The 18,308-nt window shown below is 70.9% G+C and carries 16 protein-coding genes; 5 read left to right on the top strand and 11 right to left on the bottom strand.

What is annotated here, in order from left to right:
- Positions 1-17: 17 nt before the first annotated feature.
- From RBJ77_RS52420 to RBJ77_RS52375, 10 genes are all read right to left on the bottom strand, one after another.
- Positions 18-1,796 (bottom strand): IucA/IucC family siderophore biosynthesis protein, encoded by a 1,779-nt coding sequence (locus tag RBJ77_RS52420; RefSeq protein ID WP_372351432.1) that lies wholly within the window; start codon positions 1,794-1,796, stop codon positions 18-20.
- The gene (locus tag RBJ77_RS52415) at positions 1,793-2,353 is read right to left on the bottom strand and encodes a GNAT family N-acetyltransferase (RefSeq protein WP_255973415.1); all 561 of its coding nucleotides are present in this window, start codon (positions 2,351-2,353) and stop codon (positions 1,793-1,795) included. The genes RBJ77_RS52420 and RBJ77_RS52415 overlap by 4 nt, the downstream gene beginning before the upstream one ends.
- Positions 2,350-3,630 carry a lysine N(6)-hydroxylase/L-ornithine N(5)-oxygenase family protein gene (locus tag RBJ77_RS52410; RefSeq protein ID WP_372351431.1) on the bottom strand — a complete coding sequence of 427 codons (1,281 nt, stop codon included), beginning with the start codon at positions 3,628-3,630 and terminating at the stop codon, positions 2,350-2,352. The genes RBJ77_RS52415 and RBJ77_RS52410 overlap by 4 nt, the downstream gene beginning before the upstream one ends.
- On the bottom strand, positions 3,614-5,056 hold the full coding sequence (desA, locus tag RBJ77_RS52405) for a lysine decarboxylase DesA (protein WP_372351430.1): 1,443 nt from the start codon (positions 5,054-5,056) through the stop codon (positions 3,614-3,616). The genes RBJ77_RS52410 and desA overlap by 17 nt, the downstream gene beginning before the upstream one ends.
- 176 nt (positions 5,057-5,232) lie before the next feature.
- On the bottom strand, positions 5,233-6,111 hold the full coding sequence (locus RBJ77_RS52400; protein ID WP_372351429.1) for a siderophore-interacting protein: 879 nt from the start codon (positions 6,109-6,111) through the stop codon (positions 5,233-5,235).
- Between the two features lie 4 nt (positions 6,112-6,115).
- A complete protein-coding gene (locus tag RBJ77_RS52395; RefSeq protein ID WP_372351428.1) occupies positions 6,116-7,162 on the bottom strand; it encodes an ABC transporter substrate-binding protein in 1,047 nt (348 codons plus the stop codon).
- A gap of 151 nt (positions 7,163-7,313) precedes the next feature.
- Positions 7,314-8,474, bottom strand: coding sequence for an acyl-CoA dehydrogenase family protein (locus RBJ77_RS52390; protein ID WP_255973425.1), 1,161 nt, complete (start codon positions 8,472-8,474; stop codon positions 7,314-7,316).
- A 6-nt stretch (positions 8,475-8,480) separates the two neighbouring features.
- Positions 8,481-9,437, bottom strand: a complete 957-nt coding sequence (locus RBJ77_RS52385) for a hydroxymethylglutaryl-CoA lyase (protein WP_372351427.1) — start codon at positions 9,435-9,437, stop codon at positions 8,481-8,483.
- Positions 9,434-11,455 (bottom strand): acetyl-CoA carboxylase biotin carboxylase subunit, encoded by a 2,022-nt coding sequence (locus tag RBJ77_RS52380; protein ID WP_372351426.1) that lies wholly within the window; start codon positions 11,453-11,455, stop codon positions 9,434-9,436. The genes RBJ77_RS52385 and RBJ77_RS52380 overlap by 4 nt, the downstream gene beginning before the upstream one ends.
- 23 nt (positions 11,456-11,478) lie before the next feature.
- Positions 11,479-13,101 carry a carboxyl transferase domain-containing protein gene (locus RBJ77_RS52375; protein ID WP_372351425.1) on the bottom strand — a complete coding sequence of 541 codons (1,623 nt, stop codon included), beginning with the start codon at positions 13,099-13,101 and terminating at the stop codon, positions 11,479-11,481.
- A gap of 109 nt (positions 13,102-13,210) precedes the next feature.
- On the opposite strand from RBJ77_RS52375, the gene RBJ77_RS52370 reads away from it, so the two are divergent.
- From RBJ77_RS52370 to RBJ77_RS52350, 5 genes are all read left to right on the top strand, one after another.
- Positions 13,211-13,801: a TetR/AcrR family transcriptional regulator gene (locus RBJ77_RS52370; protein WP_372351424.1), complete on the top strand. Its 591-nt coding sequence runs from the start codon at positions 13,211-13,213 to the stop codon at positions 13,799-13,801.
- 105 nt (positions 13,802-13,906) lie between these two features.
- Positions 13,907-15,064 carry an acyl-CoA dehydrogenase family protein gene (locus RBJ77_RS52365; RefSeq protein ID WP_255973431.1) on the top strand — a complete coding sequence of 386 codons (1,158 nt, stop codon included), beginning with the start codon at positions 13,907-13,909 and terminating at the stop codon, positions 15,062-15,064.
- Positions 15,065-15,099: 35 nt separating this feature from the next.
- Entirely contained in the window at positions 15,100-15,981 is an 882-nt protein-coding gene (locus RBJ77_RS52360; protein WP_372351423.1) for an acyl-CoA thioesterase, read from the top strand.
- 20 nt (positions 15,982-16,001) lie between these two features.
- Positions 16,002-16,991: a cation diffusion facilitator family transporter gene (locus tag RBJ77_RS52355; protein ID WP_372351422.1), complete on the top strand. Its 990-nt coding sequence runs from the start codon at positions 16,002-16,004 to the stop codon at positions 16,989-16,991.
- Positions 16,988-17,137, top strand: a complete 150-nt coding sequence (locus RBJ77_RS52350; RefSeq protein ID WP_372351421.1) for a hypothetical protein — start codon at positions 16,988-16,990, stop codon at positions 17,135-17,137. The genes RBJ77_RS52355 and RBJ77_RS52350 overlap by 4 nt, the downstream gene beginning before the upstream one ends.
- 308 nt (positions 17,138-17,445) lie before the next feature.
- On the opposite strand, the gene RBJ77_RS52345 is transcribed toward RBJ77_RS52350, so the two are convergent.
- Positions 17,446-18,249 carry a phosphatase gene (locus RBJ77_RS52345; RefSeq protein WP_372351420.1) on the bottom strand — a complete coding sequence of 268 codons (804 nt, stop codon included), beginning with the start codon at positions 18,247-18,249 and terminating at the stop codon, positions 17,446-17,448.
- Between the last annotated feature and the right edge of the window lie 59 nt (positions 18,250-18,308).

The following is an 18,308-nucleotide window of genomic DNA, read 5'->3' as shown; positions in this document are numbered from 1 at the left end:
ATGGGGTCCGCGACCGCCTAGGCGATCGGGTTCTCCAGGTCGCCGACCAGCTGGAGCGCGCCCGACGGGTCCGCCAGGTCCACCATCTGCTCGTTGTTGCGCAGCTGGAGCCGGTTCAGGGCGGACAGTGCGAAGCTCGGGGCGAACATGTCGAACTGGCCGAACTTGTCCGCCAGTTGGGGCGTGGCCTCCTGGTAATCGCGCACGCAGTCCGCGACCGCCGCCCAGAAGGTGTCCTCGTCGAGCACGCCGTCCTCGACCAGGTTCGCCGCGAGGAAGCGGAAGAAGCAGTCGAAGACGTCGGTGAAGATCGACAGGAGTTTCATGTCGTCGGGGACGTCCGCGCGGATCCGGTCCACCTTCGGCGGCAGCACCGCGTCCGTGTCCATCACCGCGATCTCCTCGGCGATGTCCTTGAAGATCGCGCGCGTCACGACGCCGCGCTCGTCCAGGACCAGGATGACGTTCTCGCCGTGCGGCATGAACACCAGGTCGTAGGCGTAGAAGCTGTGCAGCAGCGGCGTCAGGTACGCCTTCAGGTACGGCTTCAGCCACTGGGCGGGCGTCAGGCCCGAGCGCTCTATCAGGGCGCCCGCGAAGGAGCGGCCCGCGCGGTCCACGTGCAGCAGCGACGCCATGGTCGCCAGGCGTTCGCCCGGCGCGAGCGACGGCACAGGCGACTCGCGCCACAGCGCGGCGAGCATCTTGCGGTACGGCGAGTAGCGGTCGGTGGCGGCCTCGTACTCCAGGTGCCGGTAGCCGACGGCCGCCCGCTCCCGGATGATCGTGAGGCCGGTGCCCTTGAGCACCTCGTCGCCCTCGATGAGCCCGGCGAGCCAGTCGTTGATCGCCGGGGTCGCCTCCATGTACGCCGCCGAGAGGCCGCGCATGAAGCCCATGTTGATGACCGACAGCGCCGTCTTCACGTAGTGCTTCGACGGGGACGTCGCGTTGAAGAACGTCCGGATCGACTGCTGGGCCAGGTACTCGTCGTCGCCCTCGCCCAGGCAGACGAGGTGCTGCTGGGCGATCTCGGCCGCGAACGTGACGGACAGCTTGTTCCACCACTGCCACGGGTGGACCGGGATCAGCAGGTAGTCCGCCGGGTCGAGGCCCTGGTCGCGCAGCGTCGCGTCGAAGCGCTCCAGCGTCTGCTCGCCCAGCTCGGCGCGGAGCAGCGACTCGTAGTCCAGGCCGACGCCGCAGGTGAACGCGGCCCGCTCACGCGTCGCCGCCAGCCACACCAGCCGGACCGGGCTCGCGGTCTCTGGGGCGTACGAGAGGTACTCGTGGATGCCGAAGCCGAGCCGCCCGTTGTTCGCGACGAAGCACGGGTGGCCCTCGGTCATCCCGGTCTCGATGTCCTGGAAGGACCCGGACGCGGCGAGTTCGGCGGCCGACACGTCCGGCTTGGTCAGTTTGAAGCAGGTGCCGGAGAGCGTGGAGGAGATCTCCTCCAGGTAGACCGGCAGGATCGCGTCGGACAGACCGAGCGCGTCCTTCATCTCGATGAAGAACTGCTGCGCGTTGAGCGGCAGTTCGGTGCCGTCGCGGTGCCGGCTGATGGACGCGGCGTCCACCTGCCAGTGGTCGAGGCGCAGTCGGCGGGCGGAGAACCGGTAGCGGGTGAGGCCGTCGTCGCTGCGGACCACGTACCGGTCGGCGGCGCCCTCGGTCGGCTCCGGTGTCAGGAGCCGCTCGTGGCTGAACTCGGCGATGGCCTTGCGGACGAGGAGGCGGTTGGCCTCGGCCCACAGCTCGGGGGTCAGGTGGGAGACGGCGTCGGCGAGGGTCATGCGGCACCCCCGGTCGTCGTGCCGGTCGCCGCTTCGAACTGGGCGCGGGTGCAGAAGCTCAGCAGCGCGGTCTTCTCCGGCTTGGCGATCTCCCGGTCGGGGACGAAGCCGACGGCCTCGTTCAGGGCGTGCACGGCCTTGTTGCCCACGTCGGGCTCGACGACGACGCGCGCGACGGCCGGGTCGGCGAACAGGAAGTCCATGACCGCGGTGATCACGGCCCGGGTGAAGCCGGGTATCCGTATCTCGGACGGCGCGGTCAGGAAGTGCATGCCGACGTCGCCGGGCTCGGGCTCGTACAGGCCGACGAGCTCGACGTACCGCGGGTCGTAGCGCTCCATCAGGAACGCCGGCTCGCCGTCGTGCAGCCCGAGGTACGCGTCGTGGTGCTCGGCCGCCGCGATCGCCATGTACTCGCGCTCGACGTCCTGCAGTTTCGCGTCCTGCATCAGCCAGAACGCGGCCTTGGGGTCGGTGACCCAGGTGTGCAGCAGCTCGCTGTCGCTCTGCGGGTCGAGCGGGCGGAAGGTCAGTCGGCCGACGGTGGTGGTGCTCATACTGCGAACTCCTGGAAGGCGATGGTCTTCTCGACGGGGTAGTACTCGGTGCCGAGCAGCTCGCCGATGATGTAGCTGTTGCGGTAGGCGCCCATGCCCAGGTCGGGGCTGGTGATCGAGTGGGTGTGCACGCCCGCGTTCTGCAGGAAGATGCCGCGCCCGGTCGTGTCGATCGAGTAGTTGCGGGCGACGTCGAAGCGGCCCCGGCCGTCCAGGCGGATGCGGTCCTTGACCGGCTCCAGGAAGGCGGGCGTCGCGTACTTGTAGCCGGTGGCGAGGACCAGGCCGTCGGTCTTGATCTCGTAGGCCTTGTCCTGCTCCTCCTGGTGCAGGCCGAGGGTGTACGTGCCGTTCTCGTAACTCGCGCTTCTGAGCGCCGAGTTGGTGAGCAGTCGGGTGGGGACGGGGCCGTCGAGGCCCTTCTGGTAGAGCAGGTCGAAGATGGCGTCGATCAGCTCGCCGTCGATCCCCTTGAACAGGCCCTTCTGCTTCTCCTCCAGGGAGTACCGGGTGGTCTCGGGCAGCGCGTGGAAGTAGTCGATGTAGTCCGGGGACGTCATCTCCAGCGTCAGCTTGGTGTATTCGAGCGGGAAGAAGCGCGGCGAGCGCGTCACCCAGTTCAGCCGGTAGCCGTGGACGTCGATCTCGCTGAGCAGGTCGTAGTAGATCTCGGCGGCGGACTGGCCGCTGCCGACCAGCGTGATCGAGTCCTTCTTCTGGAGCTCCTGCTTGTGCTGCATGTAGCGGGAGTTGTGCAGGTGGTCGCCGTCCAGGCCCTGGACCGCCTCGGGGATGTGCGGCGGGGTGCCGGTGCCCAGGACGAGGTGCGGGGCGCGGTAGGTCTCGCCGGTCCCGGTGGTCGCCGTGTACAGGCCGGTGCCCTCGTCGTACGTCACCTCGGCGACGGTCGTCGAGAAGCGGACGGAGGACAACTTCGACGCGGCCCAGCGGCAGTAGTCGTTGTACTCGACGCGCAGCGGGTAGAAGTTCTCGCGGATGTAGAAGGCGTACAACCGCCCCGATTCCTTCAGGTAGTTGAGGAAGGAGTACGGGGACGTCGGGTCGGCGAGCGTGACCAGGTCCGACATGAACGGGGTCTGCAGGTGGGCGCCGTCGAGGAACATGCCCGAGTGCCACTCGAAGTCCGGCTTCGACTCCAGGAAGACGCCGTTCAGTTCGGCTATCGGCTCGGTCAGGCAGGCGAGGCCGAGGTTGAACGGGCCGAGTCCGATCCCGATGAAGTCGTGACGGTCATGGGATTCAGGAAGCGCGGTCAAGGGATTCTCCCAGGTACTGCTCGGCGTGGCCGGCGATGAGGTCGAGGACGGCCGAGATGTCGGCGAGGGTCGTCTCGGGGTTGAGCAGGGTGAACTTCAGGTACTGGCGCTCGCCGACCTTGGTGCCCGCGACGACGGCGTCGCCGGAGGCGAACAGGGCCTTGCGGGCGTACAGGTTGGCGCGGTCGATCTCGGCCGGGTCGGTGACGGCGGCCGGGATGTAGCGGTAGACGAGCGTGGACAGGCTCGGCTCGACGACGACGTCGAAGCGCGGGTCGGCGGCGAGCAGCTCCCAGCCCTCGCGGGCCAGGTCGCAGACCTCGTCGAAGAGGTTGCCGATGCCGTCGGCGCCCATCACGCGCAGCGTCATCCACAGCTTGAGCGCGTCGAAGCGGCGGGTGGTCTGCAGGGACTTGTCGACCTGGTTGGGGATGCGCTCGGCGATCGTACGGCGCGGGTTGAGGTACTCCGCGTGGTACGTGGCGTGCCCCAGCGTGGCACCGTCACGGACCAGCACGGCGCTCGAACTCACCGGCTGGAAGAAGGACTTGTGGTAGTCGACGGTGACGGAGTCGGCGCGCTCGATGCCGGTGAGCCGGTCGCGGTTCTTCGGCGACACGAGCAGGCCGCAGCCGTACGCGGCGTCGACGTGCATCCAGGTGGAGTACTGGGCGCACAGCTCGGCGATCTCCGGCAGCGGGTCGATGGAGCCGAAGTCCGTGGTGCCGGCCGTTGCGACGACGGCCATGGGGACGAGGCCGTCCTCGCGGCAGCGCTCCAGCTCGGCGGCGAGCGCGACCGTCTGCATGCGCTTGTCCTTGTCGACCGGGACGGAGACGACCGCCTTCGCGTCGAGGCCGAGCAGCGTCGCGGACTTCTTGACGCTGAAGTGGCTGACCTCGGAGGCGAAGATGCGCAGTTTCGCGAGGTCCTCCGTCTTGGCTTCCTGGCGGGCCAGCAGCAGCGCCTGGAGGTTGGACTGCGAGCCGCCGGAGGTGAAGACGCCGTCGGCGGCGGGGCCGAGGCCGATCCGGCCCGCCGTCCAGTCGATGAGCTTGCGCTCGATGAGGGTGCCGCCCGCGGACTGGTCCCAGGTGTCCAGGGAGGAGTTGACCGCGGAGAGGATCGTCTCGCCGAGCACCGCCGGGATGACGACGGGGCAGTTGAGGTGGGCCAGGTAGCGGGGGTGGTGGAAGTAGACGGCGTCGCGGAGGTACACGTCCTCCAGCTCGTCGAGCACGGCGATGGTGTCGTGCAGCGGCCGGTCGAGGTCGACGGCGTCGATGGTGGGGGCCAGGGCGTCCGGGGTGACGCCGGTGAACGGCCGTGTCGTGGTGGCGAGTTTGGCCGCCACCCGCTCGACTCCCTCGGACACGGAGCTGCGATAGAGCTCCGCGGTCGTGTCATTGAGCAGGTGCGAGCGCATGAACGGTTCCTCCGGGTGGGGATGAGGGTGTTCCCGGGTGGGGCAGGAAAAGGGAGCGGGGCCGAAAAAAGGGGCGAGGTCGCGAACCCATTGCTTAGGTTAGCCTAACCTAAGTTGAGCTTGCGACCCCGCCCCTCATGTGTGGCCGGAGTCAGTCCTGTGTGGCCGAATCGCCCTTATGCGGCGGCGGGTTGCTCCCGCAGCGCGTCCTCGCTCAGACCGCGCCGCCAGTACCCGACGAACGTCACCGCCCGCTTGTCGTAGCCGCGCTCGCGCACGAGGTGGCGGCGCAGCTCCTTCATCGTCCCGGACTCGCCCGCGAGCCAGGCGTACGGGCTGGAGGCGTCGGGGAGTTCGGTCGCGCGCACGGAGTCGAGCACGCTCGGCGCGCCCTCGGCCCGCACCAGCCAGGTCACGGTGACGTCGGCCGCCGTCAGCACCGGCTGGACGTCCTCGCGGTGCGGGACCTCCAGCCAGACGTGCGCGGAGACGGTGGCGGGCAGCCAGGCGAGCACCCCGAGGGCGGCGGGCAGCGCCGTCTCGTCGCCCCACATCAGGATGTGGTCGAAGTTCTCCTGGGGGCGGCAGCGCACCGCGGTGTTGTCGACGGCCGCCGGGCCGAGCACGGCGACCCGGGAGCCGGGCCGCGCGGCCTCCGCCCAGCGGCAGGCGGGTCCGGCCGACGCCGGGTCGTCGTTGTGCAGCACGAAGTCGATGTCGACTTCCTCGGCGGGCTCGCGGCGCTGGCCGCTGAGCGTGTACGAGCGCATGACCGCCCGCTCGTGGTCCGGGATCGCCCGGTACGCCGCGTGCCAGGCGCGGCCGTCGTCGCCCGGCTCGACCGGCGGCAGGACGGGGGCGTCCTGGCCGGGGTGCGGCAGGAAGAGGGAGAGCGACTGGTCCCGGCCGCCGCCGTGGAAACCGGCGAGGGCGGGGCCGGTGAAAGTGACCCTGAGCAGCGACGGACCGAGCCGCCGCGTGCGGACCACTTCCAGATCGAAGAAATCGAACATCTTGTAAGGGGCTGCCGCGGGGGCTTCGGCCGTCTGCGTCATCGGGTCAGGACACCTTCTTCGCCGTCTCGATCGCCTTGGCGAGGTTCTCCAGGAGCGGGGCGCACTTGTCGTAGGAGAGGATCGGCTCGGGGGAGCGGGCGATGACCTGGCCGGCCTTGACCGCGGGCAGCTTCTTCCAGGTCGGCTCGTCGATGTCGGCCGGCTGGATGGCCTGCGCGCGGTCGTCCATCATGATGATGTCGGCCGGGTGCTTGTCGACGTTCTCCCAGCTCAGGTTCTCGAACCAGCCGCCGGACGCCTTCTTCGCGGCCTCGGTGGGCTCCACGAAGTTCACGCCGAGGGACTCGAAGTACTCCAGGTCGATGGAGAGGTCCGTGCCGGACACGTAGAAGATGTCCGGGCTCGCGGAGCCGGCCATGACCTTGATGTCGGGGTGCGCCTTGGCGGCCTTGCGCAGCCGGGCCGCGGCGGCCTCGAAGCGGGCCTTCGCCTTGACGACCTTGTCGGCCTTCAGGTCCGCGCCGAGCGACTCGGCCAGCGCGTACATGCGCTGCAGCGGCTCGTCCAGCTTGCGGTCGAAGACCGAGATGCCGACGCTCGGGGCGAGCTTGGCGACCTTCTTCGCGGACTCCTCCGGGACGTACCAGAGGGTGCCGGCGTCGTCGAACATCGTGGTGATCAGCACGTCGGGGGCGAGGCCCGCGTACTTCTCGATGTTGAACTGGCCCCACTCGTTGCCGATGACGGTGACCTTGGAGACGTCCATGTCGCCGGCCTGGACGTCGGCCTTGCCGCCCTTGGTGGTGGTCGGGCCGAAGACGCCCTTGACCTGCACGCCGTAGTCGAAGAGCGCGGCGCCGACGCCGGTGAAGGCGACGATGTTCGCCGGGACCTTGTCCAGCTTCACGGTCGTGCCGCGGTCGTCCTTGAAGGACCAGGGGCCGGACTTCTTCGCGGCCTGCGTCGAGTCCGAACCGCTGTCTTTCGCGCCGTCGTCGCCGCAGGCGGCAAGCACGGCGCCGAGGCCGAGGGCGCCGCCGGCGGCGAGGATGCCGCGGCGGGAGGGGCGGGACAGTCGGGCGTTGGGCATGACGGGCTGCTTTCGGACGTGCCGGATCGACGGCCGGACTGGGTCGTGGAACTGAGGGTAGGTTAACCTAAGTTCCTGGCATGTCCAGGGGGCGGGCAGACTCTGCCCGGTGACCGGCCCCCGCGCCCGTGCGGAGGCCGGCCGACAGGCCCTAGGAAGTGAGCCCGAGTTCGCGGGCGATCAGCATCCGCTGGACCTCGCTCGTGCCCTCCCCGATCTCCAGGATCTTGGAGTCCCGCCACATCCGGGCCACCGGATACTCGTTCATGAAGCCGTACCCGCCGTGGATCTGCGTCGCCTCGCGCGCGTTGTCCACGGCGACCGTCGACGAGTACAGCTTCGCGAGCGCCGCCTCCTTCTTGAACGGCTCCCCGGACACCAGCCGCGACGCCGCGTCCCGCCAGGCGAGCCGCGCCGTGTGCGCCTTCATCTCCATGTCGGCGATCTTGAACTGGATCGCCTGGTAGCCGCCGATGCTGCGCCCGAACGCATGGCGCTCCTTGGCGTACTTCACCGACTCGTCCACACAGCCCTGGGCGAGACCGGTGGCCAGCGCGGAGATCGCGATCCGGCCCTCGTCGAGGATCCGCAGGAACTGCGCGAAGCCGCGCCCCTCCTCGCCCACCAGGTTCGCCGCCGGCACCCGCACGTCGGCGAAGTGGAGCTCCCGGGTGTCCGACGCGTTCCACCCCACCTTCGAGTACGGCGCCGCGACCGTGAACCCCGGCGTCCCGGACGGCACGATGATCGACGAGATCAGCGGCTTGCCGTCCGCCGTGCGGCCCGTCACGGCCGTGACCGTCACCAACCCCGTGATGTCCGTACCGGAGTTGGTGATGAAGCACTTCGTGCCGTTGATGACCCAGTCGCCGGTTGACTCGTCCCGCACGGCCGTCGTGCGCGTGCCGCCCGCGTCCGATCCGGCCTCCGGCTCGGTCAGCCCGAACGCGCCCAGCATCTCCCCGGCGCACAGCCGCGGCAGCCACTCCCGCTTCTGCTCCTCGGTGCCGAAGAGGTGCAGCGGCATCGCGCCGAGCGACACCCCGGCCTCCAGGGTGATCGCCACGGACGAGTCGACCCGGGCCAGCTCCTCCAGCGCGATGCCGAGCGCCAGGTAGTCGCCGCCCATGCCGCCGTACTCCTCGGGGAACGGCAGCCCGAACAGGCCCATGCGGCCCATCTCGCGCACGATCTCGTACGGGAACTCGTGCCGCTCGTAGAAGTCGCCGATCTTCGGCGCGACGACGTCGTGCGCGAACTCCTCGACGGTGCGCCGGAGTTCCTCGTGCTCGGGGGAGAGGTGGTGGTCCATCGTGTCTCACTGCTCCTGCGGGGACTGTGCCTCGGGTGCGAGGGCGCGAACGGTGCGGGACGGGCTGGGTCGGCCCAGGTGCCGGGCCATCCACGCGCTGGTGGCGGTGAGACGGCCGAGGTCCACCCCGGTCTCGATGCCGAGTCCTTGCAGCATCCAGACGAGGTCTTCGGTGGCGAGGTTGCCGGTGGCGCTCTTCGCGTACGGGCAGCCGCCGAGGCCGCCCGCGGACGCGTCGACCGTGGTGACGCCGTGCTGCAGCGCGGCCAGCGTGTTGGCGAGGGCCTGGCCGTACGTGTCGTGGAAGTGCACGCCGATCGTGTTCGTCGGCACGCCCTCCTCGTTCAGCTCCGCGAGCAGCGCCTGGACGTGGCCGGGGGTGGCCACGCCGATCGTGTCGCCCAGGCTCAGCTCGTCGCAGCCCATGTCCAGCAGGGACTTGGCGACCGAGACGACCTGGTGGACGGGGACCGCGCCCTCCCACGGGTCGCCGAAGCACATGGAGAGGTAGCCGCGGACGTGCGCCCGCTCCGCCTTGGCCCGCGCCACGACCGGCTCGAACACGGCGAGGGACTCGGCCACCGTGCGGTTCAGATTGGCCTTCGCGAAGGACTCGGTGGCGCTGGCGAACACGGCGATGCGGTGCGCGCCGAGCGCGAGGGCCCGGTCGAGGCCCCGCTCGTTCGGTACGAGTACGGGGAGGTGCACGCCGTCGCCGGCGAGGTCCTGGACGAGGGGGAACAGGGCCTCCGCGTCCGCGAGTTGGGGCACCCACTTGGGGTGCACGAAGCTGGTCGTCTCGATCGTGCTGAGGCCCGCGGCGGCCAGGCGGTGGACGAACTCCGCCTTGACCTCCGTGGGCACCGTCGACTTCTCGTTCTGCAGGCCGTCCCGCGGGCCCACCTCGTGGATGCGGATCCTGGGCGGGAGGCCCTGGACGGGGACGGTCATCGGGAGCGTCATCGGGCGGCCTCCTCCGGGGTCTTCTCGCCGTGGGTGGTTGGGCTGTCCGCTGCGTGCGGCGCCGTCGTGGTTGCTCGCGCAGTTCCCCGCGCCCCTGGCGGGGCGCTTTCCTCCGCGGCACTGGAAGGGTCGACCACAGCCAGGATCTGGTCCATCGCCACCGTCGTTCCCGGTGTCACGTCCAGTTCGGTGATCACGCCCGCGTGGGGGGCCGCGATGACGTGCTCCATCTTCATCGCCTCCACCACCAACAGGCTCTGGCCCTCGGTCACTTCGTCGCCGACCGAGACCTTCACCACGGTCACCGTGCCGGGCATCGGTGCCGTCAGGGAACCGGCGCCGCCCGAGCCCGCGCCGGTCAGGCTCGCCGCGACCGGGTCGTGGTCCTGGACGTGCCAGGCGTCCCCGTCGCGGGCCAGCCAGTCGCCGGCGGCGGCCGTGAGGCGGGCGGGGGTGGCCGGGGCGCCGTCCACCAGGACCTCCGTGCCGCGCACCCGGACCTCGACCGGGCCGTGGCCGGTGGCCTTCACGTGGTGCACGGTCCAGGCCGGCTCGCCGCCGAGGCGCCAGCCGGTCGGGCGGGAGAAGGGGTCGGCCCAGCCGTCGGCCGCCGGTGGCGCGAGCCGCCGCTGGCGCAGGGCGCCCGCCGCCGCGTAGATCTCCGGGGGGACGCCCGGGTCGGCCAGGGCGTCCGCCTCGCGCTCCACGAGGCCGGTGTCCAGCTCGCCCGCCACGACCGCCGGATGGGCCAGCAGCCGGCGCAGGAACCCGGCGTTCGTCGGCACGCCGAGCGTCACCGTGCGGGCCAGCGCGGCCCGCAGTCTGCGCAGCGCCGTGTCCCGGTCGGGGCCGTACGCGATGACCTTCGCGAGCATCGGGTCGTACAGCGAGGAGACCTCGGTGCCCTCGGTGAGGCCGGAGTCGGTGCGCACGCCGTCGCCCTCGGGCTCGTGCAGGGCGAGGACCGTGCCGCCGGAGGGCAGGAACCCGCGCGCGGGGTCCTCGGCGCACAGGCGGGCCTCGACCGCGTGGCCGGTGAGGGTGATGTCCTGCTGGGCGAACGGGAGCCGCTCGCCCGCCGCGACCCGCAGCTGCCACTCCACCAGGTCGATGCCGGTGATCAGCTCGGTCACCGGGTGCTCGACCTGGAGGCGGGTGTTCATCTCCATGAAGTAGTACGAGGACGGGTCCTCGCCCGGCACGATGAACTCCACCGTGCCCGCGCCGCGGTAGCCGCAGCTGCGGGCCGCCTCCACGGCCGCCGCGCCCATCGCCGCGCGCGTGGCCTCGTCGAGCAGGACGCTCGGCGCCTCCTCGACGATCTTCTGGTGGCGGCGCTGGAGGGAGCACTCGCGCTCGCCGAGGTGCACCACGTTCCCGTGGGCGTCGGCGAGGACCTGGATCTCGATGTGCCGGGGGCGGTCGATCCAGCGCTCCACGAGGAGCGTGTCGTCGCCGAAGGAGGCGCGGGCCTCGCGGCGGGCCGCCGCGATCTCCTCCTCCAGGGCGGTCAGGTCGCGGACGAGCCGCATGCCCTTGCCGCCGCCGCCCGCGGACGGCTTGAGCAGGACGGGTGCGCCCAGCTCGCGGGCCGCCTGCGCCAGCTCGGGGTCGCGGCCGCCCGGGACGACCGGGACCCCGGCCGCGTCCACGGTCTCCTTGGCGCGGATCTTGTCGCCCATCAGGGCGATGGCGTCGGCGGACGGGCCGATGAAGACCAGGCCCGCCTCCTCGCAGGCCCGCGCGAACGCGGCGTTCTCCGCCAGGAAGCCGTAGCCCGGATGCACCGCCTGGGCGCCCGTCTCGGCGGCCGCCGCCAGGAGGGCCTCCACGGACAGATAGCTCTCGCCGGCCGGGGGCGGCCCGATCCGCACGGCCTCGTCGGCCTCACGTACGTGCCGGGCGTCCGCGTCGGCGTCGCTGTACACGGCGACCGAGCGGACACCGAGCTCCCGCAGCGTGCGGATGACGCGGACGGCGATCTCGCCGCGGTTGGCCACGAGTACGGTCTCGAACATGCTCATCGTCTGAAGTCCTCCCCTCACATCCGGAAGACGCCGAACCCGCCGGACTTCTCCGGCAGCGGCGCGTTGGCACACGCGGTCAGGGCCAGGCCGAGGACCTGGCGGGTCTCCATCGGGTCGATCACGCCGTCGTCCCAGAGGCGGGCCGTCGCGTAATAGGCACTGCCCTGCGTCTCGTACTGGGCGCGGATCGGCGCCTTGAACGACTCCTCGTCCTCGGCCGACCAGTCCTCGCCGCGCGCCTCCAGCTGGTCGCGCTTGACCGTCGCGAGGACGGAGGCGGCCTGCTCGCCGCCCATCACCGAGATCTTGGCGCCGGGCCACATCCACAGGAAGCGGGGGGAGTACGCCCGGCCGCACATCGAGTAGTTGCCCGCGCCGTACGAGCCGCCGATCACGACCGTCAGCTTCGGCACGCGCGTGCAGGCCACCGCCGTGACCATCTTGGCGCCGTGCTTGGCGATGCCACCCGCCTCGTAGTCCCGGCCGACCATGAAGCCCGAGATGTTCTGCAGGAACAGCAGCGGGATGCCGCGCTGGTCGCACAGCTCGATGAAGTGGGCGCCCTTCTGGGCGGATTCGGCGAACAGGATGCCGTTGTTCGCGACGATGCCGACCTGGTGGCCGTGGATCCGGGCGAAGCCGGTGACCAGCGTCTGGCCGAACTCGGACTTGAACTCGGCGAACCGCGAGCCGTCGACGACGCGCGCGATCACCTCGCGGACGTCGTAGGGCGTGCGCGAGTCGACGGGGACCGCGCCGTACAGACCCGCGGGGTCCACCTTCGGCTCGATCGCCGTCCGCACGGACCACGGCAGCGGGCCGCGCTCCGGCAGCGTGGAGACGATGGTCCGCACGATGCGCAGCGCGTGCGCGTCGTCCTCCGCGAGGTGGTCCGTCACCCCGGAGACCCGCGAGTGGACCTCGCCGCCGCCCAGCTCCTCGGCCGTCACCACCTCGCCGGTGGCCGCCTTCACCAGCGGCGGGCCGCCCAGGAAGATCGTGCCCTGATTGCGCACGATCACGGCCTCGTCGCTCATCGCCGGGACGTACGCGCCGCCCGCCGTGCACGACCCGAGCACCGCCGCGATCTGCGGGATGCCCGCGCCGGACATCCGCGCCTGGTTGTAGAAGATCCGCCCGAAGTGCTCGCGGTCCGGGAAGACGTCGTCCTGCATCGGCAGGAAGGCGCCGCCGGAGTCCACCAGATAGACGCACGGCAGCCGGTTCTCCAGCGCGACCTCCTGGGCGCGCAGGTGCTTCTTCACCGTCATCGGGTAGTACGTGCCGCCCTTGACCGTCGCGTCATTGGCGACGACCACGCACTCGCGGCCGCTCACCCGCCCGATCCCGGCGATCACCCCGGCGGCCGGTGCCTGTCCCTCGTACATCCCGTCCGCCGCCAGCGGCGCCAGCTCCAGGAACGGCGAGCCCGGGTCGAGCAACGTGTCCACGCGGTCGCGCGGCAGCAGCTTGCCGCGGGCGGTGTGCCGCGCCCTGGCCCGCTCGCCGCCGCCCAGCCGGGCCGCGGCGAGCTTCGCGCGCAGCTCGTCGCCGAGCGCCTGGTGCGCCGCCTCATTGGCCCGCCAGGCCTCCGACGCGGGATCTGCCGCGCTCGTCAGCTCCGGTGCCTCGTGCATCCTGCGGTCCCCTCACCGAGTCATGAAGCGATGTAGGAAAAAGTTAATGACCGTTAACCGATTTCCTCCAGGTTAACGGTCGCTAACCTCCCTGTCTAGAATTGCTTCCATGGCCACCAGAACCGACGCACCCACCCGTCGCGAGCAGATCCTCCGAGAGGCCGCCCGGCTCTTCGCCGAGCGCGGGTTCCACGGGGTCGGGGTCGATGAGATAGGAGCCGCGGTCGGCATCAGCGGACCCGGGCTCTACCGCCACTTCGCGGGCAAGGACGCGATGCTCGCCGAGCTGCTCGTCGGCATCAGCGGGCAGCTGATGACCGGCGCCAAGCGGCGCGTCGCCGAGGCGGAGCAGGGGCCCGGCGCCCTGCTCGACTCGCTCATCGAGGGGCACATCGACTTCGCCCTCGACGACCGCGACCTGATCACGCTGCACGACCGCGAGCTGGACCGGCTGCGGGACAGCGACCGCAAGCTGGTGCGGCAGCTCCAGCGCCAGTACGTGGAGCTGTGGGTGGAGTCCGTGCGGAAGGTCTATCCGGAGCTCGCGGAGCCGCACGCGCGCGTGGCCGTGCATGCGGTCTTCGGGCTGCTGAACTCCACGCCGCACCTGAGCCGCCCCGGCTCGCTGCCCGGCCGGGCGGCGACGGCGCAGATGCTGCACAAGTTGGCGCGCGGGGCCTTCGCGGCTGCCGCAGAGTGATGTGTATCTCTGGACGCTCCGGTGACTGGCCGGTAACGTTCCTCTGAGCAAGCGCTTAGTCGTTTGATCGCTGTCTGCACACTCGTCGTCAAGGGAGAGTTCTCCGTGCGCCGTACCGTTTTCAATGAGGACCACGAGGCGTTCCGGGAGACCCTGCGCGCCTTCATCGAGGCCGAGGTCGTCCCCCACTACGACGAGTGGTTCCAGCAGGGCATCGTGCCGCGCGAGTTCTACGCGAAGATGGCCGAGCTCGGCCTGTTCGGCATCAACGTGCCCGAGGAGTTCGACGGCGCCGGCCTGGACACCCACAAGTTCGAGGCCATCCAGTACGAGGAGACCGCCCGTGCGGGCGTCTCCTTCGGCGGCTCCGGCGTGCACGTGCTGCTCGCCCTGCCCTACATCAAGATGCTCGCCACCGACGAGCAGAAGAAGCGCTACCTGCCCAAGTTCGTCGCGGGCGAGGAGATGTGGGCGCTCGCCATGACCGAGCCGGGCACCGGCTCCGACGTCGCGGGCATGAAGACCACCGCCAAGCTCTCCGAGGACGGTACGCACTACGTCCTCAACGGCGCCAAGACCTTCATCACCGGCGGCGTGCACGCGGACCGCGTCATCGTCTGCGCGCGCACCTCCGCGCCGAGCGCCGAGGACCGCCGCTTCGGCATCTCCCTCTTCGCCGTCGACACCAAGTCCGAGGGCTACTCCATCGGCCGCAAGCTCGACAAGCTCGGCCTGCGCACGTCCGACACCGCCGAGCTGGCGTTCGTCGACGTGAAGGTGCCCGTCGAGGACCTCCTCGGAGAGGAGAACAAGGGCTTCGGCTACCTCGGCACGAACCTCGCCTCCGAGCGCTGGGGCATCGCCTACGGCGCGTACGCGCAGGCCAAGGCCGCCGTCCGGTTCGCCAAGGAGTACGTCCAGGAGCGCACCGTCTTCGGCAAGCCGGTCGCGTCCTTCCAGAACACCAAGTTCGAGCTGGCCGCCTGCCAGGCCGAGGTGGACGCCGCCGAGGCCGTCGCCGACCGCGCCCTGGAGGCCCTCGACGCCGGTGAGCTCACCGCCGCCGAGGCCGCGTCCGCGAAGCTGTTCTGCACCGAGGTCGCGCACCGCGTCATCGACCGCTGCCTCCAGCTGCACGGCGGCTACGGCTTCATGAACGAGTACCCGATCGCCCGCCTGTACGCGGACAACCGCGTCAACCGCATCTACGGCGGCACCAGCGAGGTCATGAAGATGATCATCGCGAAGAACATGGGCCTGTAACCCGCCGAGAACGACCGCTGGGTACAACTGACCCCATGCATCAGGCACTTCAGTCCCTGCTCGATCTGCTCGACCTGGAGCAGATCGAGCAGGACATCTTCCGCGGCCAGTCCCGGTCCGCCGTCGTCCCGCGCGTCTTCGGCGGGCAGGTGGCGGCCCAGGCGCTGGTCGCCGCCGGGCGGACCGTCCCGGCCGACCGGCACGCCCACTCCCTGCACGCGTACTTCCTCGTCGCGGGCGACCCGGGCGCGCCCATCGTCTACACCGTCGACCGGATCCGCGACGGCCGCTCCTTCACCACGCGCCGCGTCGTCGCCGTCCAGCACGGGCAGCCGATCTTCCACCTCTCCGCGTCCTTCCAGACGTACGAGGAAGGTCTGGAGCACCAGGCGGACATGCCGCCCGCGCCCGACCCCGAGACGCTGCCCACCGCCGCGGAGATCCTGCCGCGCCACGCCGACGCCTTCGTCGAGCCCGGCGTCGTGCAGCGGCTGCTGGAAGCCCGCGAGGCCGTCGACCTGCGGTACGTGGACGCGCCGCCGTTCGCCTTCGTGGGCGAGCCGCAGCCGCCGCGCTCCCAGGTCTGGTTCCGGACCAACGGCAAGCTCGACGGCGCCATCGACGCGCACCTCCTCCACGTCTGCCTCGCCACCTACGTCTCCGACATGACGCTGCTCGACTCCGTGCTGCTCGCCCACGGGCGCGGCGGCTGGGCCGTCGGCGACGTCGTGGGGGCCTCCCTCGACCACGCCATGTGGTTCCACCGGCCCTTCCGCGCCGACGAATGGCTGCTCTACGACCAGGAGTCGCCGTCCGCGTCCGGCGGGCGCGGACTCGGCCAGGCCCGTATCTACACCCGGGAAGGACAGCTCGCGATCACCGTGATCCAGGAAGGCGTGGTTCGCGTTCCGCGCTGATCGGACATACCGTCCCGTACATGGATGCAAGGGCGGACGGCGCGGTGACGGTGGACGAGAAGGGCGCGGGCGGGGAGAGCGTCGGCACGGTCGTCGTGGCCGCGCTGGCCAACCTCGGCATCGCCCTCGCGAAGGCCGTCGCCGGCGTCATCAGCGGATCCAGCGCGATGCTCTCCGAGGCGGCTCACTCGTTCGCCGACACCGTCACCGAGCTGATGCTGCTCACCTCCCTCAAGCGGAGCGAGAAGCCCGCCGACGAGGACCACCCGCTGGGGTACGGGGGCGAGCGCTACATCTGGGCGCTCCTCGCCGCCGTCGCCACGTTCGTGGGCGGCGCGGTCTTCTCCCTGTACGACGGGATCCACACGCTCGTCGCGGGCGAGGACCTCGGGAATCCGCTGGTGTCGTACATCGTGCTCGCCATCGCCTTCGTCCTGGAGGGGTTCTCGCTGCGCACCGCCGTCAAGCAGGCCCGGGGCGAGGCGGCGCGGTGGCGGGCGCCCATCGGCACGTATCTGAAGCACACGCCCGACACCGCCGTGAAGGCCGTCGTCCTGGAGGACAGCGCCGCGCTCGCCGGACTCGTCATCGCGGCCGGCGGCCTGCTGGGCGGGCAGCTCACCGGGTCCGGGGTGTGGGACGGGATCGCCTCGCTGTGCATCGGCCTGCTGCTGCTGTGGGTGGCGTGGGTGCTCGGGCGGTCCAACGCGCAGCTGCTCGTCGGGCGGCCCCTGCCGGAGCGGGTCCGGGCGGAGATGCGGGAGCTGTTGCTCGGGGTGGAGCACGTGGAGGCCGTGCTGGAGCTGACCACGTTGGTGCAGGGGCCGCAGGAGGCGCTCGTCGCGGCGAAGGTCGACTTCCGGGACGCGTCGACCGCGGCGCAGATCGAGTGGGCCTGTGAGGATGCTGCGCGGCGCCTTCGGGAGCGGTTCCCCTTGGTGCGGCGCGTCTACCTGGACCCGACCCCGGGTTTCGCCCAGCGCCGCACGGAGGGCCTCAATCCCTGGTGAACACCGCGTCTGCCGCGGGCCGGGTGCGGGTGGGTGGGGGGCTGATCGCGCAGTTCCCCGCGCCCCTGGAGCGTCTGCCGGGTGGCGGCGGGTTCTTCGTCTGCGGGCCGGCGGTGCGTCTCGCCGTGTGGCGGCCGGTTCTTTGAGCGTGGGTCTCGTCGTGGCTGGTCGCGCAGTTCCCCGCGCCCCTGAGATGCGCACCTTCGGTGCGGCATCTCCCCGACGGGGGAAGGCTGCGCGCAGCGCATGCCTTCCAGGGGCGCGGGGAACTGCGCGAGAAGCCCCACCGGCCCGCAGAACATGACGAAAGTTCGGCCCGGCAGACGCTCAGGGGCGCGGGGAACTGCGCGAGAAGCGCCACCGGCCCGCAGAGCGCGACGAAAGTTCGGCCCGGCAGACGCTCAGGGGCGCGGGGAACTGCGCGACCAGCCCCCACCCACCCGCACGCTGCCGGCTAGTCCAGGAGGCCCGCTGCGGAGAGCAGGTAGGCCGTCATCGGGTCGTAGTGGCGCGGGCTCGTGACGTGGTCGTCCAAGGGGACCGTCACCTGCATCGTGCCCTCCGCCTCCCCCACGAACAGCGCCGGATCGTTGCAGTCCGCGTAACCGACGGAGTCGAGGCCGCGCTGGGCCGCGCACCCCGCCCAGCCGTGGTCGGCGACGACCAGGTCGGGCAGCGGACGGCCCTCGCGGGCCAGACCGTCGAGGATCGCCGACATCGGGTCGGGCGAGTGCGTGTGCCACAGCGTCGCGCCGCGCTCCAGCATCGCCACGTCGGCGAACTGGAAGACCATGCCCTCCTCCGTGGCCAGCCCCTCGGGGATCACCACGACCTCGGCGCCCGCCGCCCGCAGCGCCGTCGCCGTCGCGCGGTGCACGTCCAGGAGGCCGCCGGGATGGCCCGTCGCGAACAGGACGCGCTGGCGGTCCTCGGCCGCCTTGCGCAGCCGCGCCGCCATCCGCTCCAGCGCGTCGACCGTCAGCTCAGGGTCGATGGTGTCCTGGCCGTAGCGGAACTCCGGGTCGTCGATCACCCCGCAGCGCTCGGCCATCACCGCGAGCACGTCCTGCTCGTCGGTCCAGCGGTCACCGAGTTCGAGTCCCAGCCAGAAGTTCCGGTCGCCGTTCGCGAGCTTCCGGTAGTGGGAGAGGTTGTTCTCGCGGGGCGTGGCCACGTCGCCCGCGATGCGGGTGCGGACGAGGTGGTCGATCAGGGCGGCGCGGGTCGGCGTATCGCTGGGAATCCCGGGTATCGGCATGGGTCCATTGTGCCGGTGGTCGCTGTGCGGCGTTGATCGGTTCCGCACAGTGGGACCCA

The sequence above is a fragment of the Streptomyces sp. KL116D genome (genome assembly GCF_030766975.1).
Classification (GTDB): Bacteria; Actinomycetota; Actinomycetes; order Streptomycetales; family Streptomycetaceae; genus Streptomyces; species Streptomyces longispororuber_A.
The sequence above is the reverse complement of the archived record's forward strand: the minus strand, read 5'-3'. Positions and strand labels throughout refer to the sequence as shown.